Annotated in this window: 19 protein-coding genes; 14 read left to right on the top strand and 5 right to left on the bottom strand. The window is 71.2% G+C overall.

The window, feature by feature from the left end; translation table 11 throughout:
• Positions 1–3: 3 nt before the first annotated feature.
• Positions 4–711 carry a TetR/AcrR family transcriptional regulator gene (locus tag JIX56_RS37075; protein WP_257547185.1) on the bottom strand — a complete coding sequence of 236 codons (708 nt, stop codon included), beginning with the start codon at positions 709–711 and terminating at the stop codon, positions 4–6.
• Between the two features lie 63 nt (positions 712–774).
• On the opposite strand from JIX56_RS37075, the gene JIX56_RS37070 reads away from it, so the two are divergent.
• The 3 genes from JIX56_RS37070 (at position 775) to JIX56_RS37060 (ending at position 3,841) form a co-directional block, all read left to right on the top strand.
• Complete coding sequence (locus JIX56_RS37070) at positions 775–1,731, top strand: ATP-binding cassette domain-containing protein (protein WP_257547183.1); 957 nt, start codon at positions 775–777, stop codon at positions 1,729–1,731.
• Positions 1,728–2,510 carry an ABC transporter permease gene (locus JIX56_RS37065; RefSeq protein ID WP_257547181.1) on the top strand — a complete coding sequence of 261 codons (783 nt, stop codon included), beginning with the start codon at positions 1,728–1,730 and terminating at the stop codon, positions 2,508–2,510. The genes JIX56_RS37070 and JIX56_RS37065 overlap by 4 nt, the downstream gene beginning before the upstream one ends.
• Before the next feature lie 107 nt (positions 2,511–2,617).
• Complete coding sequence (locus JIX56_RS37060) at positions 2,618–3,841, top strand: CaiB/BaiF CoA transferase family protein (RefSeq protein WP_257547179.1); 1,224 nt, start codon at positions 2,618–2,620, stop codon at positions 3,839–3,841.
• 41 nt (positions 3,842–3,882) lie between these two features.
• Here the strand turns inward: JIX56_RS37060 and JIX56_RS37055 are convergent, their stop codons facing one another.
• From JIX56_RS37055 to JIX56_RS37045, 3 genes are all read right to left on the bottom strand, one after another.
• Complete coding sequence (locus JIX56_RS37055; protein ID WP_257547177.1) at positions 3,883–4,149, bottom strand: hypothetical protein; 267 nt, start codon at positions 4,147–4,149, stop codon at positions 3,883–3,885.
• Between the two features lie 115 nt (positions 4,150–4,264).
• Positions 4,265–5,068 (bottom strand): anti-sigma factor, encoded by an 804-nt coding sequence (locus JIX56_RS37050; RefSeq protein WP_257547175.1) that lies wholly within the window; start codon positions 5,066–5,068, stop codon positions 4,265–4,267.
• Positions 5,069–5,102: 34 nt separating this feature from the next.
• Entirely contained in the window at positions 5,103–5,645 is a 543-nt protein-coding gene (locus tag JIX56_RS37045; protein WP_257547173.1) for a sigma-70 family RNA polymerase sigma factor, read from the bottom strand.
• Between the two features lie 315 nt (positions 5,646–5,960).
• Here JIX56_RS37045 and JIX56_RS37040 point away from each other — a divergent pair, with 315 nt between their 5' ends.
• The 4 genes from JIX56_RS37040 (at position 5,961) to JIX56_RS37025 (ending at position 13,066) form a co-directional block, all read left to right on the top strand.
• Entirely contained in the window at positions 5,961–7,484 is a 1,524-nt protein-coding gene (locus JIX56_RS37040; protein ID WP_257547171.1) for a DUF4331 domain-containing protein, read from the top strand.
• Between the two features lie 135 nt (positions 7,485–7,619).
• Positions 7,620–9,392 carry a tetratricopeptide repeat protein gene (locus JIX56_RS37035; RefSeq protein WP_257547169.1) on the top strand — a complete coding sequence of 591 codons (1,773 nt, stop codon included), beginning with the start codon at positions 7,620–7,622 and terminating at the stop codon, positions 9,390–9,392.
• Positions 9,389–11,269, top strand: a complete 1,881-nt coding sequence (locus tag JIX56_RS37030) for a nickel transporter (protein ID WP_257547167.1) — start codon at positions 9,389–9,391, stop codon at positions 11,267–11,269. Before JIX56_RS37035 ends, JIX56_RS37030 begins: the two co-directional genes overlap by 4 nt.
• Before the next feature lie 60 nt (positions 11,270–11,329).
• Complete coding sequence (locus tag JIX56_RS37025; protein ID WP_257547165.1) at positions 11,330–13,066, top strand: serine/threonine-protein kinase; 1,737 nt, start codon at positions 11,330–11,332, stop codon at positions 13,064–13,066.
• Here the strand turns inward: JIX56_RS37025 and JIX56_RS37020 are convergent.
• The gene (locus tag JIX56_RS37020) at positions 13,050–13,856 is read right to left on the bottom strand and encodes an SGNH/GDSL hydrolase family protein (protein ID WP_257547163.1); all 807 of its coding nucleotides are present in this window, start codon (positions 13,854–13,856) and stop codon (positions 13,050–13,052) included. The genes JIX56_RS37025 and JIX56_RS37020 overlap by 17 nt on opposite strands.
• A 314-nt stretch (positions 13,857–14,170) precedes the next feature.
• Here JIX56_RS37020 and JIX56_RS37015 point away from each other — a divergent pair, with 314 nt between their 5' ends.
• The 7 genes from JIX56_RS37015 (at position 14,171) to JIX56_RS36985 (ending at position 24,019) form a co-directional block, all read left to right on the top strand.
• On the top strand, positions 14,171–15,376 hold the full coding sequence (locus tag JIX56_RS37015) for a S8 family peptidase (RefSeq protein WP_257547161.1): 1,206 nt from the start codon (positions 14,171–14,173) through the stop codon (positions 15,374–15,376).
• A gap of 228 nt (positions 15,377–15,604) precedes the next feature.
• Positions 15,605–15,994 (top strand): DUF1616 domain-containing protein, encoded by a 390-nt coding sequence (locus tag JIX56_RS37010; RefSeq protein WP_257547159.1) that lies wholly within the window; start codon positions 15,605–15,607, stop codon positions 15,992–15,994.
• Positions 15,995–15,997: 3 nt separating this feature from the next.
• On the top strand, positions 15,998–17,119 hold the full coding sequence (locus tag JIX56_RS37005) for a GNAT family N-acetyltransferase (protein ID WP_257547157.1): 1,122 nt from the start codon (positions 15,998–16,000) through the stop codon (positions 17,117–17,119).
• 364 nt (positions 17,120–17,483) lie between these two features.
• Complete coding sequence (locus JIX56_RS37000; RefSeq protein WP_257547155.1) at positions 17,484–18,317, top strand: glycosyltransferase family 2 protein; 834 nt, start codon at positions 17,484–17,486, stop codon at positions 18,315–18,317.
• Positions 18,314–19,327: a glycosyltransferase gene (locus tag JIX56_RS36995; protein ID WP_257547153.1), complete on the top strand. Its 1,014-nt coding sequence runs from the start codon at positions 18,314–18,316 to the stop codon at positions 19,325–19,327. Before JIX56_RS37000 ends, JIX56_RS36995 begins: the two co-directional genes overlap by 4 nt.
• A complete protein-coding gene (locus JIX56_RS36990) occupies positions 19,324–20,130 on the top strand; it encodes a polysaccharide deacetylase family protein (protein ID WP_257547151.1) in 807 nt (268 codons plus the stop codon). The genes JIX56_RS36995 and JIX56_RS36990 overlap by 4 nt, the downstream gene beginning before the upstream one ends.
• On the top strand, positions 20,123–24,019 hold the full coding sequence (locus tag JIX56_RS36985; RefSeq protein ID WP_257547150.1) for a lipopolysaccharide biosynthesis protein: 3,897 nt from the start codon (positions 20,123–20,125) through the stop codon (positions 24,017–24,019). The genes JIX56_RS36990 and JIX56_RS36985 overlap by 8 nt, the downstream gene beginning before the upstream one ends.
• Positions 24,020–24,036 lie beyond the last annotated feature (17 nt).

The raw sequence follows: 24,036 nt of genomic DNA, 5'->3' as shown, positions 1-24,036 counted from the left end.
CCCCTACGGCGCGAACGAATCGATCACCCGACCAAGCATCCACTCGAACGCGGCCTCCAGATCAATCGGCCCCGAGTCCTCCATGAACGCCGCGGCCAGCCGCGGATACGCCCCACTCGCGATCTGCGCCCCGAGATACGCGATCCGCACCTCGTTCTCCCGCTCCTCCGACCACGGCAGTGACCGCACCCGCTCAGCCGTCGCCAGCTCGTTCGCGACGTACGTCGTCACGCACCCGTTCACCATCCCGAGCAGCTGCATCTTCGTCCCGTACGGCGCGTCGAGCGAGTCCATACAGGTCATGCAGTGCTCCAGATACCGCAGCCCGTTGGGGCTGAACCCGTAGACCGGGGACATCAGCCGTGGCATCCACGGGTGCCGGCGCAGCAGGGCCCGCGTCTGATGGGCCACCCGCCGCATGTCGGCCCGCCAGTCCCCGCTCGGCTCCCACAGCTCGTGCTCCCCGCCGACCGCGTCGACCATCAGCTCGTGCAGGTCCTCCTTGCGCGGCACGTAGTTGTACAGCGACATCGTGCCGCAGCCCAGCTCGGCCGCGACATGCCGCATGGACACCGCGTCGAGGCCGCCCTCGTCGGCGAGCCGCACGGCCGCCGCCGCGATGTCCGCACGGCTGAACGCGGGCCTGGGACCTCGGCCGGTGCGCTCGGGGCGCGCCCAGATCACTTGGGGTACGGCCGGTCGGCCAGCCATCGATCATCACCTCGGCCACCATCCTAGTTACGTACAGCGTACGTAATGCGCTATGGTCCACCCATGACAACTACGTACGCTGTACTTAGTGAGGGCCTGGAGAAGCGTTTCGGGGACGTCCATGCCGTCCGCGGCCTCGATCTGGCCGTGGCGGAGGGCTCGGTGGTCGGGATGCTCGGCCCGAACGGGGCGGGCAAGACGACGGCCGTACGGCTGCTGGCGACGCTGCTGCGGCCGGACGCGGGCTCGGCGCGGATCGCGGGGCACGACCTCGTGCGGGAGCCGGGGGCGGTCCGGCGGGCCATCGGGGTGACGGGGCAGTACGCGTCGGTGGACGGGGACCTCACCGGGCGGCAGAACCTGCGGCTGTTCGCACGGCTGCACCGCGTCCGCGACACGGGGGCACGCGCGGCCGAACTCCTCGACCGTTTCGGTCTGACCGAGGCCGCCGACCGGCCGGCCTCCACGTACTCGGGCGGCATGCGCCGCCGGCTCGACCTCGCGGCGAGCCTGATCCGGCATCCGGCGGTGCTCTTCCTCGACGAGCCCACCACCGGGCTCGACCCGGTCAGCCGCAACCAGATCTGGGAGGCCGTGCGCGCCCTGAAGGCGGAGGGGACGACCGTGCTGCTGACCACGCAGTATCTGGAGGAGGCCGATCAACTCGCCGATCAGATCGTGCTGATGGACCGGGGCCGGATCGCCCACAGCGGCTCGCCGCCCCAACTCAAGGCGCTGATCGGCTCGTACGCGGAGGTCGTCGTCTCCCACGCGGACGCGATGACCAAGGCGGCGGGCGTCCTCGACCAACTCACCGGTGCGGAGCCGTCGTTCGACCACGAGCGGCACGCCGTGGGCGCGGTCACCCTCGACCCGACGCTCACCCTCCCCCGGCTCGTCCGTGAACTCGACGCGGCGGGCGTGCCGTTGATGGACGCGAGTCTGCGCCCGCCGACCCTGGATGACGTCTTCCTCCGGCTGACGACCGGATCAGTGACCCCCAAGGAGCGTGCGGCATGAGCGCGTTGGCGTACGACGGCACGGCGATGCTGGGCCGGCAGCTGCGGCGGGTCCGGAACAACCCAGGACTGCTGATCCTCACCCAGACCATGCCCATATCCATGCTGCTGTTCTTCGGGTACGTCTTCGGCAGCGCCCTCGCCGTCCCTGGCGAGGAGTACCGGCGGTTCCTGGTGCCCGGTCTGCTGGTGGCGACGGCGGCGGGCGGAATCATGACCGGCATGTTCCAGGCCGCGCAGGACACGCACCGGGGCGTGATGGACCGCTTCCGCACGCTGCCGATGAGCCGGGCCGCCGTACCGCTCGGGCAGGCGGCGGCGGACGTGGTCGTCACGGCCGCCGGGACCGTGCCGTTCCTGCTGGTGGGGCTCGCGGTGGGCTGGCGGATCGAGGGGAGCGCCCTCGCGGCGGTCGGCGCGTTCGGGCTGTTGCTGCTGTTCCGGTTCGCGGCCGTGTGGATCGGTATCTTCCTGGGCCTCCTGACCCGGAACGAGGAGGCGGCCGGGCAGCTGGGCGGCGCGACCTTCCTGCTGCCGCTGCTGTCCAGCGCGTACATCCCGACCGAGGGTCTGCCGGGCTGGCTGCGCACGGTCGCCGAGTGGAACCCGATCAGCGCGGTGACCACGGCCCTCCGCGACCTCTTCGGGAACGCGCCCGTGCCCGACGGTGCCGCCTGGCCGGTGGCGCATCCGGTCGCCGGTTCGCTGGCCTGGTGCGCGGTGCTGCTCGCGGTGTTCGTACCGCTCGCGGTCCGGACGTACGCGGCCGGACCCAAGTGACTCCCCGGCCCGCCCGGGGGACGGGCCGGGGGCCAGTGAGCGGGGGCGGGTGCCGGGGCCACGTGACGCTCGGCACGCCCTGGTGACAACGGCGCCCCGCCGGGGACATGATCCACGGCATGCGCTCACTCCCCCGCACCGGCGATCCCCTGCCCCTCGACGGCATCACCGTCGTCGCCGTCGAGCAGGCCGTCGCGGCACCCTTCGCCACCCGGCAGCTCGCCGACCTCGGCGCGCGGGTCATCAAGGTCGAGCGGGTGGACGGCGGTGACTTCGCCCGCGGCTACGACACGGCCGCCCGGGGCCTGGCCTCGCACTTCGTGTGGTGCAACCGGGGCAAGGAGTCCCTGGCGCTGGACCTGAAGGACCCGCGCGGTCTGGCCGTCGTACGGCGGCTGGTGGCGGACGCGGACGTGTTCGTGCAGAACCTGGCGCACGGCGCGGCGGCCCGGCTCGGCCTGGACGCCGCCACCCTGTGCGCCGCGCACCCCCGGCTGATCGCGGTGGACATCTCGGGCTACGGGGCGTCGGGGCCGTACGCGGACAAGCGGGCGTACGACATGCTCGTGCAGTGCGAGGCCGGCCTGGTGTCGGTGACGGGGACCGAGGAGCAGCCGGTGAAGGCGGGCATCCCGGCGGCGGACATCGCCGCCGGGATGTACGCGTTCTCGGGGGTGCTCGCGGCGCTCGTACGGCGGGGCACGACCGGGCGGGGCGGGCCGGTGGAGGTGTCGATGCTGGAGGCGCTGGCGGAGTGGATGGGGCATCCGCTGCACCATGCGATGCACGACGGGGCTCCCCCGGTGCGGACGGGGCTGGCGCACGCGGTGATCGCGCCGTACGACGCCTATCCGACGGCGGACGGCGGGCGGGTGCTGCTGTCGGTGCAGAACGACCGGGAGTGGCGGCGGCTCGTCGAACAGGTGCTGGGACGGCCGGAGTTGGCGGACGATCCGGCGTTCGCGACGAATCCGGCGCGGGTCGCCCGCCGGGGGCGTACGGACGAACTGGTCGCGGAGGCGCTGGGCGTGCTGGACACCGACGAGGCGGTGGCGCGGCTGGAGGCGGCGGGGATCGCCTGTGCGCGGCTGAGGGATGTCATGGAGGTGGCGGAGCATCCGCAGTTGGCGGCCCGGGACCGGTGGCGGGAAGTGGGCTCACCGGTGGGGCCGCTCAGGGCGTTGCTCCCGCCCATCACGCTGCCGGGCGGGGACGAGGCGCGGATGGGCGCGGTGCCCGCGCTCGGGGAGCACACCGGGTCGCTGCTGCGTGCCGTGGGGATGACGGACGACGAGATCGCAGCGCTGCGCCGGGACGGTGTGGTCGCCTGAGCGCGGGCTCTGTAGCGGGGAAAGCCCTTGGAGCTGTGGTGCTAGCGGCTGCCGAACAGCGAGCGGCGCAGCCTCTTCAGGGGTGCGAACAGTGAGACCCGTCCGAGGCGTGTGTCCTTGCGGCTGCTGCGCTCCTGCGGGGAGCGTGACGTTATCTCGCGCATCAGCGAGGTCGCCTCGGCCGCCTCGCGCTGTGGCACGGCGGGGCCGCTCAGCACCGAGAGATGGCGGTCGAGCCGCGAACTGGTCGCGCTGCTCCCGCAGGTGATCGCAGGGACTCGCGCCCTGTGCACTGTTATCTGTTCCATGTCACTCCCCACCCGTACGAGTCCACCCGGCCCGGGCAGCGTAACCATATCGCTCCGTTGGAGCACTCGGGAATCACGGTCCCGGTATTTACCTACCCGGTAACAGCCTTGTTGATTACTCTCCGAATCCGACTGATTCCAGGGCGAGTTGGACAACTGGCTGGCTGGTGGGCTGAGGTGATCCGCCGTCGGGTTCGACGGTCACGGCGAGTGACGTCGCGTCGGTGTTCATTCCGACGGCGACCAAGGGCGTGTCGCCGTCGAAGAGGCCCAAGGAGCGCGGTTGCACGTCGGGGCGCATGAGCCAGAGCTGATGCACTCGGTCCTCGGGGAGGTTCTCGAATCCGCTGAGGGTCACGATCGCGCTCCCCTCCTCGGCGGAAGCGATCACTCCGATTGCCTGGCCCTCCGCGTCCCGGTCACTGGTCGCGCGGGCGTCCGGTGCGGCGAGAACGTGGGCGATCTCACTCGCCTGGGCCCGCTCCGCGTCCAGTTGGTCCTGGGCGCGGTTCGCCTGGACGGCGAAGAGGGACGCCACGACGAGCGCGGCGGCGGCCGTGGCGGTGGCCAGCGGGGCGAGCAGAGAGCGCATCCGGGGCGCACGCGCGCGCACCTTCGGCGGCGGAGCGGTGCCCCACACATGCGGCGGCAGATGCTGCTGGGGGCGCGCCTGGGCCGGAGCCGCCTGGGGTGTGTTGCGTACGGCGGCGAAGACCCGGTCGCGCATCGCGGCCGGTGCCGGGGCGGCCGTCGACCAGGCGAGGCGGACCGCGTCCTCCGACAGGGCGCGCACGTCGGCGGGGCAGCGGTCGCAGCGCTCCAGATGCTTCTCGAAGCGGCGCCGCTCGGCGGGCTCCAGGGCGTCGAGCGCGTAGGGGGCGGCGAGCGAGTGGAGGTCCTCGCGGCGGAACAGGCTCACGTGGCACCTCCCCCGGGCCGGCCGATCAGGGCGCTCATGCGACTCCTCCCAGGCATTCGCGCAGCCGTGTGAGTCCGTCGCGCATACGGGTCTTGACCGTGCCGAGCGGCAGGGAGAGCCGCTCGGCCACTTCACGGTAGGTGTAGCCGTCGTAGTAGGCGAGGGTGACGGACTCGCGCTGGAGGGTGGTGAGCTTCTCCAGGCAGTGGCGCACCCACTGGCGTTCGAGTCCGGCCTCGACCTCCTCGGCGACCTGGTCGAAGGCGGGGTGGTGGTTGCGGCGCCCCTCGCGCTGCTCGCGCTCGGTGGCGGCGCGGGCACTGCGCACCCGGTCCACCGCGCGCCGGTGCGCGAGGGTGAGGATCCAGGACAGGGCGCTGCCGCGGGCGGGGTCGAACCGGCCCGCGGAGCGCCAGAGTTCGAGCAGCACTTCCTGAGCCACCTCCTCCGACTGGGCGGGGTCCCGCACGACCCGGCGGACCAGACCGAACACCGGGCCGGACACCAGCGCGTACAGCTCCTCGAACGCCCGTTGGTCACCTCCGGCCACACGGACCAGAAGTTTGTCCGCCTCCACTCGCTCCCCCTCGTCTCCGGCCGTGCACGGCCATCTCCGCGCGTAAGGCATTCGCAACGAACCCACCTCCGGATGGGGTTACGGATCAGCCTGCCCAAAGCGCGGGTCTTCCGTCGACGGATCCGAACGGATCGCGTCACAGACCGGATCACGGATCCGAGGACCGTTCGGATCACCGATCAGATCAACGAATCCGGCTCTCCGCTGAAACAACCTTTCAAACGCGCCGTAAGAACGTTTGGGATTCGACCAATCCACCCTGCCGACCGCTCCGAATGGCGTTCGTCAGGCAAGTTGGGACAGAGGACGGACGGCATGACACCTACTTCCAGGAGCGGCTCGGGACGCAGGAGCGTCGCGTCCCTCATCTGTGCTTCGCTGGCCGCCGGAGGGCTCGCAGCCGCCGGCGTGACCGTGCTGGAGCCGGGGGCGGCCTCCGCCTCCAGCCACCGGGAGGCCCCGCTGATCTCGGGGGAGCCCCAGTTCGACAACACGGACGTGTACGCGTTCGTCAGTCCGGACAAGCCGGACACGACGACGATCATCGCGAACTGGATCCCCTTCGAGGAGCCGGCGGGCGGACCGAACTTCTTCCCGTTCTCCGAGGAGGCCCAGTACGACATCCGCGTCGACCAGGACGGCGACGCGCAGGAAGACCTCATCTTCCGGTACACGTTCAAGACGAAGACGAAGAACGACAAGACCTTCCTGTACAACACGGGCGTCGTCGAGAGCCTCGACGACCCGGACCTCAACATCACGCAGACGTACGACATCGAGCTCATCAAGCTGAAGAACCGCAGCGCCGTCTCCAAGACGAAGCTCGCGGACGACGTGTGGGTGGCGCCGTCGAACGTCGGCAAGGCGTCGATGCCCGACTTCAAGAAGCTGCGCGACGAGGCCGTCTACGAGACGGCGAGCGGGGTGACGACGTACGCCGGCCAGGCCGACGACCCGTTCTTCCTGGACCTGCGCGTCTTCGACCTGCTGTACGGCGGTGACCTCTCCGAGGTCGGGCGGGACACGCTCAAGCAGTACAACGTCAACTCGATCGCCCTGCAGGTGCCGAGCGACGCGCTCGCCGAGTCCAAGGACCAGCCGATCGTCGGTATCTGGTCGACGACCCAGCGGGAGGGCGCCGACGGCGAGTACCGCCAGGTGTCGCGTCTGGGCATGCCGCTGGTCAACGAGGTCGTCAACCCCATCAAGGACAAGGACACGTTCAACGCGTCCTCGCCGGTGGACGACGCCCAGTTCCTGAACAACGTCACCGAGCCCGAGCTGCCCAAGCTCATCGAGGCGATCTACAAGATCCCGGCTCCCGCGGAGCCGCGCAACGACCTGGTCGACGTCTTCCTGAAGGGCGTCGAGGGCCTCAACCAGCCCCCGCACGTGACCCCGTCGGAGCAGTTGCGCCTCAACACCTCCATCGCGCCCACCAAGAAGCCGAAGCGGCTCGGCGTGCTCGACGGTGACAACCAGGGCTTCCCGAACGGGCGTCGGCTCACCGACGACGTGCTCGACATCGCGCTGCAGGTCGTCGAGGGTGAACTGCTCGGCGCCAAGAACGACTTGGGCGACGCGGTCGACAAGAACGACAAGAAGTTCGGCAAGCACTTCCCGTACGTGGGTCTGCCGACGGCCGGTTCGCGTGGCAAGACCGTCAAGGGCAACACCACGAACAACGTGCGCAGCGCTCTCGGCACCGGTGTCGAGGCGAGCACCGCCGACGACACCACGCTGATCGCGGCCTCGGCCGGCGCCGGCGCGGGCGGTGTCCTGCTCATCGGCGCGGGTCTGCTGTGGTGGCGCCGCCGGAACGACCGGGCCTACTACTAGGCCCCTCCCGGCCGGGCCCCTCCTCCGGGCCCGGCCCACCGAACCGGCGCGGCCCGCTCGTACCCATCCCCCACGGCGCGGGCCGCGCCCCACGACCACAACCACCGCACTCGGCAAGGATGTTGAGGAGAGGGCATGTCCCCGCGTACGAACGAGAGCGCGTCGGAGGACGGGCGTCCGCGTCCCGACGAGGGGGCTCCCGAGGACGACCGGCGCGAGATCGCCGAGTCGGGCCCCGCGTCCGACGGTCACCGTGACATCGCCGAGTCCGGCCCCGCGTCCGACGGTCACCGTGACATCGCCGAGTCCGGCCCCGCGTCCGACGACCACCGCGACATCGCCGAGTCCGGCCCCGCCTCCGACGACCACCGCGACATCGCCGAGTCCGGCCCCGCCTCCGACGACCACCGCGACATCGCCGAGTCCGGCCCCGCCTCCGACGACCACCGCGACATCGCCGAGTCCGGCCCCGCCTCCGACGACCACCGCGACATCGCCGAGTCCGGCCCCGCCTCCGACGCCGAGCCCCGCCCGGAGCCCGCGCCCGAGCCTGATCGCCGGCGCGCCGGCGAACCGGCCCGGCATCGGCTGCTGCGGCTCACCGCGTGCGCGGCCGCGCTGGCCGTCGCGTTCACCGGTTTCGCGGTCGCGCTGGGCGCCCGGGACGACGACCGGACGGTGGCCATGTCGACCTCGCCGGGCGTCTCGGCGGCCCAGCTCGCCAGTGGCGACCTCGACACGACGGTCACGGCGCTCCAGGCCCATCTCAAGGAACAGCCCAAGGACTTCGGCTCCTGGTCCACCCTCGGCCTCGCCTATGTCGAGCAGGCCCGCGTCAAGGGCGACCCCTCCCGCTACCCGCAGGCCGAGAAGGCCCTGCGACGCTCGCTGAAGCTGCGGCCGGACAACGACCCGGCGCTCGCCGGCCTCGCCGCCCTCGCCGCCGCCCGCCACGAGTTCAAGGACGCACTGGGCTACGCCGACCGTGCGCTCGAGGAAAACCCGTACAGCGAACGGGCGTTGTGCAGCCGCATCGACGCCCTGGTCGAACTCGGCCGCTACGACGAGGCGTTGAAGGCGGTGCGGCTCGCCGACACCCGCCGCCCCGGCATCCCCGTGTTCACGCGGTACGCCTACGTGTACGAGCTGCGCGGCGACGTGAAGACCGCCCGCCGCGTGCTGGAGAAGGCACTCGCCTCGGCGGTGACCCGGGGCGACATCGCCTACGTGGCCACCCAGCTCGGCCAACTCGCCTGGCGGCAGGGCGAATACAAGACCTCGCTCGACCACTACGCGCGCGCCCTCGGCGCCGACGACACCTACCTCCCCGCCCTGGAGGGCCGCGCCCGCGCCCAGGCCGCGAGCGGCGACAGCGCGGAGGCGATCCGCGGCCTGGAGCAGGTCGTGTCCGCCTACCCGCTGCCGGGACCGCTCGTGGTGCTCGGTGAGCTGTACGAGGCGCAGGGCGACAGGACGAAGGCGCGCGACCAGTACACGCTGGTGGACGCCTATACGGCCATCGCCCGCTCCAACGGCGTCAACGCGGACCTCGACACCGCGCTCGCCGCCGCGGACCACGGTGACACCAAGGCCGCGCTGCGGGCCGCCGAGGCCGAGTGGAAGCGCCGGGAGACGGTCCACACGGCGGACGCCCTCGCCTGGGCGCTCCATGTCAACGGCCGCGACGACGAGGCCCTGCCGTACGCCCGCCGGGCCACCGCCACCGGGTACAAGGACGCGACGTTCCTGTACCACCGAGGCATGGTCGAGTACGCGGTCGGCGACAGGAAGGAGGCCCGGGCCTCGCTGAAGGCGGCGCTCGACCTCAACGCCGGATTCTCGCCGCTCGGCGCGGCTCAGGCCCGCAAGACCCTGAAGACACCGCAGGCCATGGAGGCCGCCAAGTGACCTCTCCCCGGCGCGTGTTCGCCTCCTGCACGGCGGTCTTCCTGTCCGTCTGCGCGCTCGTCCTCGTCCCCGCCCAGGCCGCGAGCGCCCACCCGCTCGGCAACTTCACCGTCAACCGGTACGACGGCCTGGTCGCCGCCGCCGGACAGCTGAAGATCTTCCATGTCGAGGACCTGGCGGAGATCCCGGCGACCCAGGCGGCGCCCGCCATCGAGCGGCAGGGGGTGGGCGACTGGGCCCGGGAGCGGTGTGCGAAGGCCGCCGAGGGCAGTGAGGTCACCGTCGACGGGAGTGCCGTTGAGGTCACGCTCAAGTCCAGCGGCGCCGAGGAGCGGCCGGGCCAGGCGGGGCTGAAGACGCTGCGCGTGGAGTGCCGGCTGACAGCTCCGCTGCCGGACCGGGCCGCCGACGTACGCTTCCACTCCGCCGTGGACTCCGGTCCCGGCTGGCGGGAGGTCACCGCCCGGGGCGACCGGATGACGCTGACCGGGTCGGACGTGCCCGAGGAGTCGGTGTCGAAGCAACTCACCAGCTATCCCGAGGAGTTGCTGCAGTCGCCGGAGGACACGGCCACTGCGTCCCTCCAGGTGGAGCCGGGCGGCCCCGCGCTGGCCGAGCAGGAGAGCGACGCGCCCGGCGCCTCGATCCTCCCGCGCGGCGCGGACCGCTGGACCCGGGCCCTCGACGACCTGGTCTCCAGCCAGGACCTCACGCTCGGCTTCGGCGCGCTGGCCTTCGGCATCGCCATGTTCCTGGGCGCGATGCACGCGCTGGGCCCGGGTCACGGCAAGACCCTGATGGCCGCGACGGCCGCCGCCCGCGACCGGGCCCGGATGCGTGACGTCCTCCCCATGGCCGCGTCCGTGACGGTCACTCACACGCTGGGCGTCGTCGCCCTCGGCCTCCTCGTCCTCGCCGGTTCGGCCGCGGCGCCGTCCGTGATCACCTGGCTGGGCATCGCGAGCGGCCTCTTCGTGATGACGGCGGGCGTGACGCTCGCCCGACGCGCGTGGCTGAACCGCAAGCTCGCGGTGGCACCCGGGCAGGGCCACGGGAACGGGCACACGCACGACCACAGCCACGATCACGACGACGAGCACGAGCACGGTCACCACCACGATCACAGTGACGAGCACGGTCACCACCACGACCACAGTCACGAGCACGGTCACCACCACCACGACCACGACCACAAGCACGGGCACGAGGACGGGCACTCCCCCACGCACGACCACGCGCCCGAGCCCGGCCGGGAGCTCGTACTCGCCCACGCCCAGGCGCACACGCACGCCCACGCGTCAGTCGTAGCGCACACCCACGAGCACGCCCCGGCCAAGGCCCACACCCCCGCCCCCTCACACGCCACGGCCCACGGCCACAAGCACGACCACGGCCACGGCCACGGCCACCAGCACAGCCACGACCATGGCCACGACCACGACCACGACCACGCCCCCACCCAGAAGCGCTCCCTCTTCGGCGGCGGTGTCACCCACACCCACGGTGGCTTCACGCACACGCACCCCACCGCGCCCACCCTGCGCGGCACGATCCTGCTCGGTTTCGCGGGCGGGATGGTGCCGAGCCCGTCGGCCGTGGTCGTGCTGGTCGGCGCGGCGGCGCTGGGGAAGGCGTGGTTCGGGCTGCTGCTCGTGGTGGCGTACGGCATCGGGCTGGCGCTCACGCTGACGGCGGCCGGGTACGCCGTGGTGAAGGCGGGCGGCTGGGCGACGCGGGTGCTGGACAAGGGCGAGGGCCGGCTCGGCGGCCCGACGGCGGCGCTGGTGCGCCGGACCGTGCCGCTGGCGTCGGCGTTGCTGGTCGTCGCACTGGGGGCCGGTTTGGTGCTCAGGGGGGCCGCATCCGCGATCGGCTGAGCTACTTTTGGGGAGAAAACGTACAGAGTGGAGATGTCGCGCGGATGCGAGTGACGGGGGATGGCCGTGTCCGAAGAACCGGGCAGTGAACGTCTGATCGCGGGCCGCTACCGGCTGCTGACCCCGCTGGGCGCGGGCGGCATGGGGACCGTGTGGCGGGCCCGCGACGAGGTGCTGCACCGTGAGGTCGCCGTCAAGGAGGTGCGGGCGCCGGGGGGTGTCCCGGCACCCGACGTCGAGCGGATGTACGCCCGCCTGGAGCGGGAGGCGTGGGCGGCCGCGCGGGTCGACAGCCGCAATGTCGTCACGGTGTACGACGTGGCGATGGAGGACGGCCGCCCGTGGATCGTGATGGAGCTGGTGCGCGGGCTCTCGCTCGCCGACCTGCTGGACGCCGAGGGCCCCCTCTCCCCGCAGCGCGCCGCGCACATCGGCGCCGAGGTGCTGGCCGCGCTGCGCGCCGCGCACGAGGCGGGGGTGCTGCACCGGGACGTGAAACCGGCCAACGTGCTCATGTCCAACGACGGCCGGGTCGTCCTCACCGACTTCGGCATCGCCATGGTGGAGGGCAGTTCCGCGCTGACCATGACCGGCGAGGTCATCGGCTCCCCCGAGTTCCTCGCCCCTGAGCGCGCGCTGGGCCGTACGCCCGGCCCCGAGTCGGACCTGTGGTCGCTCGGCGTGCTGCTGTACGCGGCGGTCGAGGGCAACTCGCCCTTCCGGCAGAACACTCCGTTGAGCACGCTGCGCGCGGTCGTCGACGAGGAACTCCCGCCGCCGCACCGGGCCGGCCCGCTGACCCCCGTGATCGAGGGGCTGCTGCGCAAGGATCCGGCCGCCCGGATCTCCGCAGAACAGGCCGAGCAGGACCTGCGGATCATCGGCGCCGGGGGCACTCCCTCCGGGCGGGGTGCCCCACGCTCCGACACGGTCACCTCGACGCCGTACAGCCCGACGGTGGCCGCCTTCCCGGGCCCGGCCGCGCACACGGGCCCGGGGCCGGGCACGAATCGGTTCGGGCCCCCGACCCCGCCGCACCGCGCCCCGGCCGCCGCCACCCACCCTTCCGCGGTGCCCGCCGGCGAGCCGGACCGCAACCGCCGTGCCCTCGTCTTCCTGATCGCCGGTATCGCCGCGGTCGCCTTCGCCATCGCCGGACTCACCTACGCGCTCATCAACCGCGACGACGGGAACAACGGCAACCCCACCAACGGGGCGGGCACGGTGGGCGGCACCAACGAGCAGACGGGCGACGGGGGGACGGGCGAGGAGCCGGGCGGCGGCGACACGAGCGACGACGCCGGCACCCCCTCCGACACCCCCGACGACGGCGGAGCGACCGGCAAGCCGCCCGCGCAGTCCGTGCAGGTGACGCTCGAGGGCGCGAACACCGACTACTCCGGCGCCTGTCCGCCGCCGGACGCCGAGGTGCCCACCTTCACCGCGACGTTCACCGTGGGCAGCGTGCCCGTGGAGGTCGACTACCGCTGGGTGGCGAAGAACGGCGAGGTGGAGGACACCGGCTGGAAGACGCTGTCGTTCCCGTCCGGTGGCGAGAGGACCCGGCAGGACCAGGTCGTCGTGTCGACGTCCGGGAGCCACTCGGACGAGATCAGCGTCGAGGTCCGCGGCCCGGTGCGCGTCGAGTCCAACTCCGTCGCGTTCTCGGTGACGTGCGAGACGGAGGCCCCGACCACGGGCGGGACCTCCCCCTCCGACGACTCCGAGAACCCTGACGACTACAGCGACTACGACGAGGCCGCAGCGCTCGGCAGGGCCGTCAGGCCACGTTCCTGAACACCGGCAGATAGCCGCCCGACTGCCCCGCGGCCTTCGGGTGGTACGACTCGCCCACGTTCAGCAGGTTGAGGCTGTGCAGCCACGCGCTGCCGGAGCACAGTTCGTGCCCGGTGAAGGTGGGGCGCACGTCGCCGAAGGTGAAGCCGTGGTCGGCGGCGCGTTTGGCGATCGCGGTGTTGAGGTAGTCCGCCGCGTTGTTGATGGCGGACCGCTTGGCCTGGGACATCCCGGGGCAGGTGCCGCCCAGCTGGTAGAAGCGGGGGTAGCCGAGCACCACCACATGGGCGGCCGGTGCCTTCGCGCTGATCGCCGAGTAGACCTTGTCCAGCTGGCCGGGCAGCGTCGCGTCGACGTACGTCTTCGCCGTGTTGATGCGTGCGACACAGGCGCTGTCGGACTGCAGGACGCAGGTGGTCATCACGTCGGCGAAGCCTGCGTCGTTGCCGCCGACGGTGATCGAGACGAGCCCGGTACCCGTGCCCAGCGGGCCCAGTTGACTCGCCAGGACATCACCCGTTCGGGCGCCCGAGCAGGCCGTGAAGTTGAAGGACGAGGGGGCGTTGGCGGCCGCCCAGAGGTACGGGTAGGCCTTCGTGCTGCGCTTGCAGTCGCCGCTGGAGGAGAGGTAGCTGCCCGCGCCGACACCCGAGGAATAGGAGTCGCCGAGCGCCACATAGCCGGTGGCGGCGGCCTGTTGGGATGCCTGCGCCGTCGCGGACCCGGTGAGGGTGGCGCCGACGGCGAGGAGGAGCGAGGTCACGTATGCCGCAAGTCGGGAACGTCTCATGGAACCTCCCTTTAGCAGGATCTCTGCCTCAACCGTCGTAGCAACTACGCGTGTTGATCGGAAGTGTTCATGTCAATACTTTCCCGCTCTCAACGGAACGTACCCACCGCGTTCAACCTTCGTTCGATTACATGCGTGTGACAGAAACATGACAAGGCCTCAACTCTCTTGAGCTGCACCCGTGGATCGATCACTCTGCTGGAAGCCAGTAGCGGAACGCGACGCTCCCGGCCGTGAGTGCGACCACGCACGCACCCCCCACAGACGCGTGCCGCACCCTGGCGCGCGCCGCCTATGAGGAGGAATCCCTCGTAATGGCACACCTGCGTATCAACAACATCCGTGTCGCCGCCGTCACCACCGTGGCGACGGCCGCCCTGCTCGGCGGTCTCACCGCACTGCCCGCCCAGGCCGCCCCGGCTGAGGGCAAGGTGCTCGCGGCCGGCTCCCCCACCGCGATCAAGGACAGCTACATCGTCACGCTCAAGAAGAGCGCGGGCCTCAAGGCCGCGTCGAGCGCGGGCAAGGACCTGGTCGAGGAGTACGGCGGCACGGTGAAGCGGACCTTCAAGTCCGCGCTCAACGGCTACTCGGCCGAGCTCTCGGCGGCCGAGGCCAGGAGACTCGCCGCCGACCCGTCGGTCGCCTCCGTCGAGCAGAACCAGGTGTTCACCGCGGACGCCACCCAGACCAGCGCCCCGTGGGGCCTGGACCGTTCCGACCAGGCGTCGCTGCCGCTCTCCGGCACGTACACCTACCCGGACACGGCGGGCAGCGGTGTGACGGCATACGTCATCGACACCGGCGTGCGCATCACGCACTCACAGATCAGCGGCCGGGCCACCAACGGCTACGACGCCGTCGACGGCGACAACGTCGCGCAGGACGGCAACGGTCACGGCACCCATGTGGCCACCACCATCGCGGGCTCGACGTACGGCATCGCCAAGCAGGCCAAGATCGTGGCCGTCCGCGTGCTGAACAACGCCGGCTCGGGCACCACGGCGGGCGTCGTCGCGGGCATCGACTGGGTGACCGCGAACCACAGCGGTCCCTCGGTCGCCAACATGTCGCTCGGCGGCGGCGCCTCCACCGCGCTCGACACGGCCGTGGCGAACTCCATAGCCAGCGGAGTGACCTACGCGGTCGCGGCGGGCAACAGCAGCGCCAACGCCTCCTCGTACTCCCCGGCCCGCGTCGCCTCGGCGATCACGGTCGGCGCCACCACCAACACGGACGCCAAGGCGAGCTACTCCAACTTCGGCGCGACGCTGGACATCTTCGCCCCGGGTTCGTCGATCACGGCCGGCTGGTACACCAGCGACACCGCGACGAACACCATCTCGGGCACCTCGATGGCGACCCCCCACGTCGCCGGCGCGGCCGCGGTCTACCTGGCCGGCCACACCTCGGCCACCCCGGCCCAGGTCGCCTCGGCCCTGACCGCCGGCGCCGTCACCGGCAAGGTCACCAGCGCGGGCACCGGTTCCCCGAACCGTCTGCTGCAGATCGTCCAGTAAGGACAAGGCAAGGGGCAGGACAACGACAACTGCCCTTCTGTGAACGGAAGTTTCCCTGGAGGCGCGGCTTGCCTCCAGGGAAACTCCGTATCCGGCTGAGAATTTCTTTGCCGGTGCATCACAAATGGGTCGCGCGGTCCCGTGGCGCGTCTCGACGTATTGACTCCCCCGCGCCCGCTGAGCGACATTGAAGCCCGGCATCCGGCGCTTCAGGGGGCAAAGTCGCCAATGCAGACCTTAGGTATCAAGCCATCTCTGTCCGGCGGTGGCGGGCCACTGCTGGCGGGCGTGGCCGCTGCCGTCGCGGGGGTCGGCGCGCTGCTCGCGTTCGCCGACGCGGACTCGGTGCTGCGCGGCCCGTTCACTCTGTTCTTCCTCCTCGTCGCGCCAGGAGCCGCCATCGGGGCCGTACTGCGTGGGCTGGAGCCGTTCGGCCGGGTCGTGACGTCCGTCGCGGGCGCGATCGCGGTGAACCTCCTCGTCGCGCAGGGCATGATCGCCACCCACTCGTGGTCGGTGACCGGTGGGATCGCGGCCGTGACCGTGATCAGCTCGCTCGTCCTCCTGCCGAGTCTGGTACGGCGCCTCGGCGCCCGTACGGAGAGAAGACGGACCTGAGACGTGGACATCAGTGTGTACCGCCCCGGCGAACTGACCGCCGCCGACCGGGCGGCCTGGACCGCCCTGCAGTCGAAGGCACATCTGCACGGCGCGCCCGGGCTGGCGAACCCGTTCCTGTCCCCGGAGTTCGCGCTCGCGGTGGGCCGCTGCCGGCGCGGGGTGCGGATCGCCGTCGTACGGGAGGACGGCGAACCGGCGGCCTTCTTCCCGTACCAGAGATCCGCCGTCGGGGTGGGCAGAGCCGTCGGCCTCGGCCTCTCCGACTGCCAGGGCGTGGTCCACCGCCCCGGCTTCACCTGGGACGCCCAGGAGCTGCTGCGGGCCTGCGGGCTCGCGGTGTGGGAGTTCGACCATCTGGCGGAGGGCCAGACCCCGTTCGCCGCCCACATCACCGGCACCTTCCCCTCCCCGGTCATGGACCTGGAACAGGGCTACGAGGCCTATCTCGGCCAACTGCGCGCCGACTCGCCGAAGTTCGTCCGCTCGACGCTCGCCAAGGAACGCAGGCTCGGCCGCGCGGTGAGCGAGGTGCGCTATGTGCACGACGAGCGCGACCCGAAGGCCCTGCGCACGCTGATGGCCTGGAAGTCGGCGCAGTACCGCAGAACGGGCCGCAGCGACCGCTTCGCGCACCCGTGGATCACCCACCTCGTGCAGCAGCTCTTCCACACCCGCTCCGACTCCTTCGCCGGCCAGCTGTCCGTGCTGTACGCGGACGGCAAGCCGGTCGCGGCTCATTTCGGGCTGCGCTCCGAGCGGGTGCTGACATGCTGGTTCCCGGCGTACGACCCGGCGTTCGCGAAGTTCTCGCCGGGCCTGCTCCTGCATCTGCACATGGCCGAGGAGGGCGCCGCCGACGGCATCGCCTACCTGGATCTGGGCCGGGGGCAGAAGCAGTACAAGGATTCCCTGAAGACACGTGAGATCTCCGTGTCGGAGGGGTGGGTCACCCGACGCCATCCGGTGGCGCTCGGACACCGGGCTCGCCGAGCCCCGGTCCGGGCGCTGCGGAACACGGTGTTGGCACGGCCGGAACTGTTCGAACCGGCCGACAAACTGTTGAAGCGGATGGGCAAAATCCGGTCGGGAGGTCAGGTAACGGACACAACAACAAAAACGTGAGACCTCGTAATAGGCCTTGCCATAAGGGTGCAACCATCAATACCTTCGTACATCGTTACACATCCACCCGCATCGGTCCGTCGGCACATGCTCCTAGGGGAGGGCTCAGGGAGCTCGACGGTCCCGGCGCGGGGCGCGGTAGGGGGGTGCCGTGCTCGGTGACCGCAACTATTACCGAGTCGCGCCGCGCGACCGACTGCCGAGTCGCGACAGTCGGCCGGCTTTTGCCAGCTCACCGGGTGTGCACGAGATCGATACGGAGATCGGTCTCGGCATGCCGTAAGTGAGAACCCCCCTTTCGAACCGGACAAAGAGCCGAACCACCCAGGGGCGGGTGGTTCACCGGACGAGAGGGACCAGACTCATGAGCTCAGTTCTGCGCCCGGCGATATCCGATTCCGATACCACGAGCGCCGAGTCCTCGGCGCTCGCGAAGTACCGGCCGATCTCCAACCACCTGGCCATCGCGCCGCCGGTGAGTGTGGTGATCCCCGCCATGAACGAGGCGGAGAACCTTCCGTACGTCTTCAAAACACTGCCCGGCTGGATCCACGAGGTGGTCCTGGTCGACGGCAACTCCACCGACAACACCGTCGAGGTGGCCCGCGAGCTGTGGCCGGACGTCAAGGTCGTCCCGCAGCGCGGGAAGGGCAAGGGGGACGCCCTGATCACCGGTTTCAAGGCGTGCACCGGCGACATCATCGTGATGGTCGACGCGGACGGCTCGGCCGACGGCCACGAGATCGTGTCGTACGTCTCCGCCCTCGTCTCGGGCGCGGACTTCGCCAAGGGTTCCCGCTTCGCCAACGGCGGCGGCACCGACGACATGACCCTGATCCGCAAGCTCGGCAACTGGGCGCTGTGCACCACCGTGAACCGCAAGTTCGGCGCCCGCTACACCGACCTGTGCTACGGCTACAACGCGTTCTGGCGGCACTGCCTGGACAAGATCGACCTCGACTGCACCGGCTTCGAGGTGGAGACCCTGATGAACATCCGGGTCGTCAAGGCGGGCCTGAAGGTGCAGGAGATCCCCAGCCACGAGTATCTGCGCATCCACGGCGCGAGCAATCTGCGGGCCGTGCGCGACGGGCTGCGCGTGCTGAAGGTGATCCTGAAGGAGCGCTCCAACCGGCGTGCGCTGCGCCGCCGTTCGCACGCGACGATGCTCACCGCCGGCCGGGGAGAGTCGTCTTGAACGAGCCGGCCGTCTCGGTCGTGATCTGTGCGTACACCGAGGACCGCTGGGAGGACATCCTCGCGGCGGTCGCCTCGGTGCGCGCCCAGTCCCGGCCGGCCCTGGAGACGCTCCTGGTGGTGGACCACAACCAGGCGCTGCTGGAGCGTCTGACCAGGGAGTACAAAGAGGTTGAGGAGGTCCGGGTGCTCGCCAACGCGGGCCCCCGCGGGCTGTCCGCGGGCCGCAACACGGGCATCGCCGCCTCGTACGGGGAGATCATCGCGTTCCTCGACGACGACGCCGTCGCCGAGCGCGACTGGCTGCGGTACTTCGTCGAGGGGTACGCCGATCCCCGGGTCATGGCCGTCGGCGGCCGGACGGTGCCCGTGTGGGCGTCCGGCCGCCGCCCGGCCTGGTTCCCGGAGGAGTTCGACTGGGTGGTGGGCTGCGCCTACAAGGGCCTGCCGGGCGGTGTCGCCGAGGTCCGCAACGTACTCGGCGGCAACGCCTCGTTCCGCCGCGGCGCCTTCGACGCGGCCGGCGGCTTCGCCACGGGCATCGGCCGCGACGGGGACAAGCGCCCGCTGGGCTGTGAGGAGACGGAGCTGTGCATCCGTCTCTCCCGGGCCAGACCGGACGCGGTCCTGCTGCTCGACGACCGGGCGGTGATCCACCACCGGGTGCCCGACGCGCGGGAGCGCTTCGGGTACTTCCGCACGCGTACGTACGCCGAGGGCCTGTCGAAGGCGCTGGTGGCGCGGAGCGTCGGCGCCGGCAAGGGGCTGGAGTCGGAGCGCCGGTACACCACCCGTGTGCTGCCCGCCGGGGTGGCGCGCGGGCTGCGCGACGCGCTGCTCGGCCGCAAGGGGGGCGCGGGACGCGCGGGCGCGATCGTCGCGGGGGTGGCGGCGGCGGCCGGGGGGTACGTTGTCGGGAGCGTCCGGGCCCGCAGGGGTGACGTCACGTTCTCGGTCGGCGAGATTCCGGGCGGCACCGCCGGCAAGGGGGGCGAGGGGGGCTCGTCATGACGGAAGCGATGGAATCAGCCGTACCGATCCTGATGTACCACGCGGTCTCCACCTCGCCGAACGACGCGACCCGGGACCTGTCGGTGACCCCGGAGGCCTTCGCGGAGCAGATGGCCCTCATCGACGACCTGGGTTTCACCCCGGTCGACACGGCCGATCTGGCGGCGAGTTGGCGGTCGGGCCGCCCGCTCCCCGCCCGGCCCGTGCTGGTCACCTTCGACGACGGCTACGAGGGCGTGCACCGCCACGCCCTGCCCGTCCTCGTCAAGCACGGCTTCGCGGCCTCGCTGTTCGTCTCCACGGCCTGGATCAAGGGCCCGTACGACAACGGCGGTGCCCTCGACACCATGCTCGACTGGGCCCAGGTGCGCGAACTCGCCGAGCACGGTGTGGAGATCGGCGGGCACAGCCACACGCATCCGCAGCTCGACATGCTGGACGACGACCGGCTCCGGTTCGAGCTGCGGCGCTGCCGGAGGATCGTCGCCGACGAACTGGGCACCCGGCCCGTCTCGTTCGCGTACCCGTACGGCTACTCCAGCCGCCGGGTGCGCGTCGCGGTGCGCGAGGCGGGGTTCGCCCAGTCGCTGGCGGTCGGCAACGCGCTCGCCCGGCGCCGGCAGGGCCCGTACGCGCTGCGAAGGGTCACCGTGCGGCGCTCCACGGGAGCCGTGGAGTTCGAGCGGCTGATCGAGGGCCGTGCGATCGCCCGCGACTTCGCCCGGGACCGTGCCCTCACCAAGGGGTACGCCATGGTCCGAAGAGCACGACAGGTCCGGAAGGCCATCCGTTCCCGTGTCTGACACGACGACCACCACGGCACAAGAGGCCGAGGGCACCACGACCGAGGAGACCGAGCAGAAGTCCGGCTCCGGCCGCAGGCTGCGACTGCCCGGGCTGGGCACAGGGGCGGGGGGCGAGCAGCTGTTCCGCAACGCCTACGCCCTGATGCTGAACACCGGTATCTCGGCCGTGCTGGGCCTCGGCTTCTGGCTGGCCGCCGCCCGCTACTACACCGAGGCCTCGGTCGGCCAGGGCTCCGCCGCGATCGCCGCGATGAAGCTCCTGGCGGGGCTCACCGCGCTGACGCTGATGGGCGCGCTGGCCCGGTTCATCCCCGTCGCGGGCCGCGGTACGGGGCGGCTGATCTTCCGTACGTACGCGGGAAGTTCGGTGATCGTGGCGCTCGCGGCAGGCGTGTTCCTGCTGACGCTGGGCCTGTGGGGGTCGTCGTACCGTTTCCTGCACGACCCGGTGAACGCCGTGTTCTTCGTGCTCGCGGTGGTCGCCTGGTCTCTGCTGACGCTCCAGGACGGGGTGCTCACCGGGCTGCGCAGCGCGATGTGGGTGCCGGTCGGCAACACCGTGTTCTCGGCGGTGAAGCTGGTGCTGCTGGTGGTGTTCGCCGCCGCGATCCCGACCATGGGCGTCTTCGTGTCCTGGGTGGCGGCGATCGCGATGTCCGTGCTGCCGCTGGGCTGGCTGGTGTTCCGGCGGCTGATCCCGAAGCATGTGAAGGCCACCGCGGACCACACGCGTCCGCCCTCGCTGAAGGAGATCGGCCGTTTCCTCGCGGGCGACTACACCGGCTCGCTCTTCTCGCTGGCCGTGGTCTATCTGGTCCCGGTGATCGTCGCCGCCCAGGTCAGCTCCGCCGACAACGCGTACTTCTACATCACCACCACCATCGGCGGCACGGTCAACCTGCTCGCCATCAACATGGGCGCCTCCCTGACCGTGGAGGGCGCGCACGACCCGGCGCGGCTCGCCGCCAACACCCGGGCCGCGCTGAGGCGGATGGCCCGGATCATGCTGCCGGTGTGCGCGGGGCTGTTCTTCGGGGCGCCGTGGATCCTGGCCGTCTTCGGGCAGGGCTACGCGGACGCGGCGACCCCGCTGCTGCGCTGGTTCGCGGTCGGCGCGGCGCTGCGGGTCGTGATGGAGACGTACTTCGCGGTGCTGCGCGCCCAGAGCCGCACCGCCGGACTCGCCTGGCTCCAGGGTCTGCTGTGCGCCCTGGTCCTCGGTCTGACGCTGGTCCTGCTCCCCCGGATGGGTCTGACCGGCGCGGGTGTCGCCGAGATCTCCAGCCTCGCGGTGATCGTGCTGATCGCCGCGCCCAGGCTGTACCGGATCGTGCGGACCGCGCCGCCCGCCGAGGTGCCCGCGGACGCGGCACCGGACGGCGACCTCGCCGACCTGGGCCGGGTGGCCTCCGCCGCGAAGAAGCAGAGCGGCGCCTGGACCCGGCGGCTCGACGCCGACACCCTGGCCCTCGGTGTCCACCTCGACTTCGACCATCTGGAACGCCGCCCGGACGTCCGCCCCGGCCCCGGCACCCCGCCCACCGGAACCGCGTCCGTACGCAAGGACCACCGGCCGGCCTGGGCCCAGGACCGGCCGACACGCCCACTCGGAATGCCACCCTCGCTGGGTCTGCCTGTTGAAGAACGAGAGCCCGGCTCGGAATCGTCCCTGGGCCCGGCTCAGGCCCCGGAGGTGGACGCCCCGTTCGAGGAGGCCGTACGGGAAGCGGCCTTCGTACAGGAAGCCGAGGAACGGGAGCAGGAAGCCGAGGAACCGGTCAAGCCCGTACAGGAGCCGATGAAAGCCCAGGTCCAAGAGGTGCCGTCCGCTCAGGAGGCACCGCGTGTGCCCCTCCGGGAACGGCTGCTGCACCCCACGATCACCGGTGTGGTCCTCGGCTTTCTGCTGCTCTCCGCGCTCCTGCTGTACTGGCTGCCGGCGCTGACGCTGGACGACGCCGACCTGGACGGGATGGGCGGGCTCGGCCTGATCTCCGTGCTGCCCACCCCGACGCTGGTCGGGGCGGCGCTGCTGGCCACGGTGTTCGCCTCGCTGCTGTGGCCGGCCCGCGAGCACCGGGGTCTGCTGCTGATCACGCTGCTGGCCACCGTCTTCTCCCTGCACGCGCTGCCCGCCGTGATCGAGGCCGAGCCCAGGTTCGCCACGGCCTGGCAGCACCTGGGCTTCATCGACTACATCGACCGCACCGGCTCGGCCGTCCCCGACCTGGACGCCCGCTGGAGCTGGCCGGGCTTCTTCGCGGCGGCCGCGTTCGTCGCCGAGGCCTGCGGGGTCAGCGACTTCACCGAAATCATCCGCTGGTGGCCGACGGCCGTCCAACTCCTCTATCTGCCCCCGCTGTTCCTCCTCACCCGCCATATGCGGGCGGGCTGGCGTGCCAGGTGGACGGGAGTCTGGATCTTCGTCCTGAGCGGCTGGGTGGGCCAGGACTACTTCTCCCCCCAGGGCTTCACCTACCTTCTCTACCTGGCCTTCGTCGCGATCCTCCTGGTCTGGTTCCGCGCCCCGCACATGCTGTGGGGCAAGGTGCGCCCCGGCGAGGCGGAGGTGGAACCGACGGACCGCCGCCGGCGGGCGGTCCTGCTGATGGTCCTGATCGCGCTGTACGCGGCGACGGTCCCCGCCCATCAGCTCACCCCGTTCGTGATGCTGGGCGTCCTCGCGGTCCTCGTCCTGGTCGGCCGCTCCGAGCTGCGCGGCCTGCCGATCCTGTTCGGCGTCATGGTCGCCGTGTGGGTGGGCTTCCTCGCCGAGCCGTACTGGTCCGGCCATTTCGACGAACTCTTCGGCGGGGTCGGCGGCGTGGGCGGGAACGTCACCTCGTCCGTCTCCGGCCGTATCGGCGAGGGCAGTTCGACCCACAAACTCGTGCTGTACGCCCGCGTCGCCCTCGCCGGCCTGGTCATGCTCCTGGCCTGCTACGGCTTCCTGCGCCGCCGCGAGAACAAGTACCGCGAACGTTCACTGCTGGTCCTGACCTTCGTGCCGTTCCTGGGCTTCGGCATGCAGTCGTACGGCGGTGAGATGGCCCTGCGCGTCTTCATGTTCGCCCTGCCCGGCGCCGCCCTGCTCGCGGGCCTCGCCCTCTTCCCGCGCACCGGCGCCACGGCCGAGGAGCGTGACAAGGACCGGGTGAGCCTCGCCCCGCTGGCCGCCCTCATGGCCGGCCTCGTCCTCATCGGCGGCTTCCTGATCGCCCGCTGGGGCAACGAGCCCTTCGAGCGCGTCCGCCCGGGCGAGGTCGCCGCCATGGAGTACGTCTACGCCCACGACGACCCGACCGTACGGCTCCTCTGGCTCAGCGACGACCCGGTGAACAGCGTGACGCCCGCGATGCCGTGGGGCGCGCGGGACATGGAGAAGGTCGAGTACGTGCCGACGCTCGCGCCGAGCGACCCGGTCCTGGTGTCCGGCGTGGCCAAGGCCCTGAAGGACGCCGGCGCCAACTCGTATCTGATGATCAACCGCAGCCAGGTCACCTCGCTCCAGATGGACGCCGGTTACTCCAGGAACTGGGAGTCCCGGCTCATCCAGAACCTCGACAAGCGCGAGGACCTCAAGCAGGTCTTCGCCAACGCCGACGCCACGATCTTCGCCCTGCGCGACCAGCCCGGAAAGGCCCCCGAGGCCGACCCCGGACCGATCGGCCCCCAGGTCACCTGGACCCCGTGGTCGGTCGTGGGCGGCCTCGCCGCGATCGCCCTGATCGTCCTGCTGAGCGTCCGCGAGGTCGTACGCGTGGCGATCCCCCCGAGCGTCCGCCAACTCCGCTGGCTCCAGAGCAGCTTCTGGTTCAGCCTGCCGCTGCTGGCACTGCTGCTGGCATCACTCGTACAGCGCTTCTTGACGATGGGCGCGCCGTAAGGGGCGAAGCCCCTTCA

The organism is Streptomyces sp. CA-210063, assembly GCF_024612015.1.
In the GTDB taxonomy this organism is placed as follows: domain Bacteria; phylum Actinomycetota; class Actinomycetes; order Streptomycetales; family Streptomycetaceae; genus Streptomyces.
Note: the sequence above shows the minus strand (reverse complement) of the source record. Positions and strands in the feature narration are given on the sequence as shown.

What these genes read in the sequence shown, in the direction of transcription:
- JIX56_RS37075 (WP_257547185.1), bottom strand. Translation starts at nt 711, where the DNA reads ATGGCTGGCCGACCGGCCGTACCCCAAGTGATCTGGGCGCGCCCCGAG.
- JIX56_RS37070 (WP_257547183.1), top strand. Translation starts at nt 775, where the DNA reads ATGACAACTACGTACGCTGTACTTAGTGAGGGCCTGGAGAAGCGTTTC.
- JIX56_RS37065 (WP_257547181.1), top strand. Translation starts at nt 1,728, where the DNA reads ATGAGCGCGTTGGCGTACGACGGCACGGCGATGCTGGGCCGGCAGCTG.
- JIX56_RS37060 (WP_257547179.1), top strand. Translation starts at nt 2,618, where the DNA reads ATGATCCACGGCATGCGCTCACTCCCCCGCACCGGCGATCCCCTGCCC.
- JIX56_RS37055 (WP_257547177.1), bottom strand. Translation starts at nt 4,149, where the DNA reads ATGGAACAGATAACAGTGCACAGGGCGCGAGTCCCTGCGATCACCTGC.
- JIX56_RS37040 (WP_257547171.1), top strand. Translation starts at nt 5,961, where the DNA reads ATGACACCTACTTCCAGGAGCGGCTCGGGACGCAGGAGCGTCGCGTCC.
- JIX56_RS37035 (WP_257547169.1), top strand. Translation starts at nt 7,620, where the DNA reads ATGTCCCCGCGTACGAACGAGAGCGCGTCGGAGGACGGGCGTCCGCGT.
- JIX56_RS37025 (WP_257547165.1), top strand. Translation starts at nt 11,330, where the DNA reads ATGGCCGTGTCCGAAGAACCGGGCAGTGAACGTCTGATCGCGGGCCGC.
- JIX56_RS37020 (WP_257547163.1), bottom strand. Translation starts at nt 13,856, where the DNA reads ATGAGACGTTCCCGACTTGCGGCATACGTGACCTCGCTCCTCCTCGCC.
- JIX56_RS37015 (WP_257547161.1), top strand. Translation starts at nt 14,171, where the DNA reads ATGGCACACCTGCGTATCAACAACATCCGTGTCGCCGCCGTCACCACC.
- JIX56_RS37010 (WP_257547159.1), top strand. Translation starts at nt 15,605, where the DNA reads ATGCAGACCTTAGGTATCAAGCCATCTCTGTCCGGCGGTGGCGGGCCA.
- JIX56_RS37000 (WP_257547155.1), top strand. Translation starts at nt 17,484, where the DNA reads ATGAGCTCAGTTCTGCGCCCGGCGATATCCGATTCCGATACCACGAGC.
- JIX56_RS36990 (WP_257547151.1), top strand. Translation starts at nt 19,324, where the DNA reads ATGACGGAAGCGATGGAATCAGCCGTACCGATCCTGATGTACCACGCG.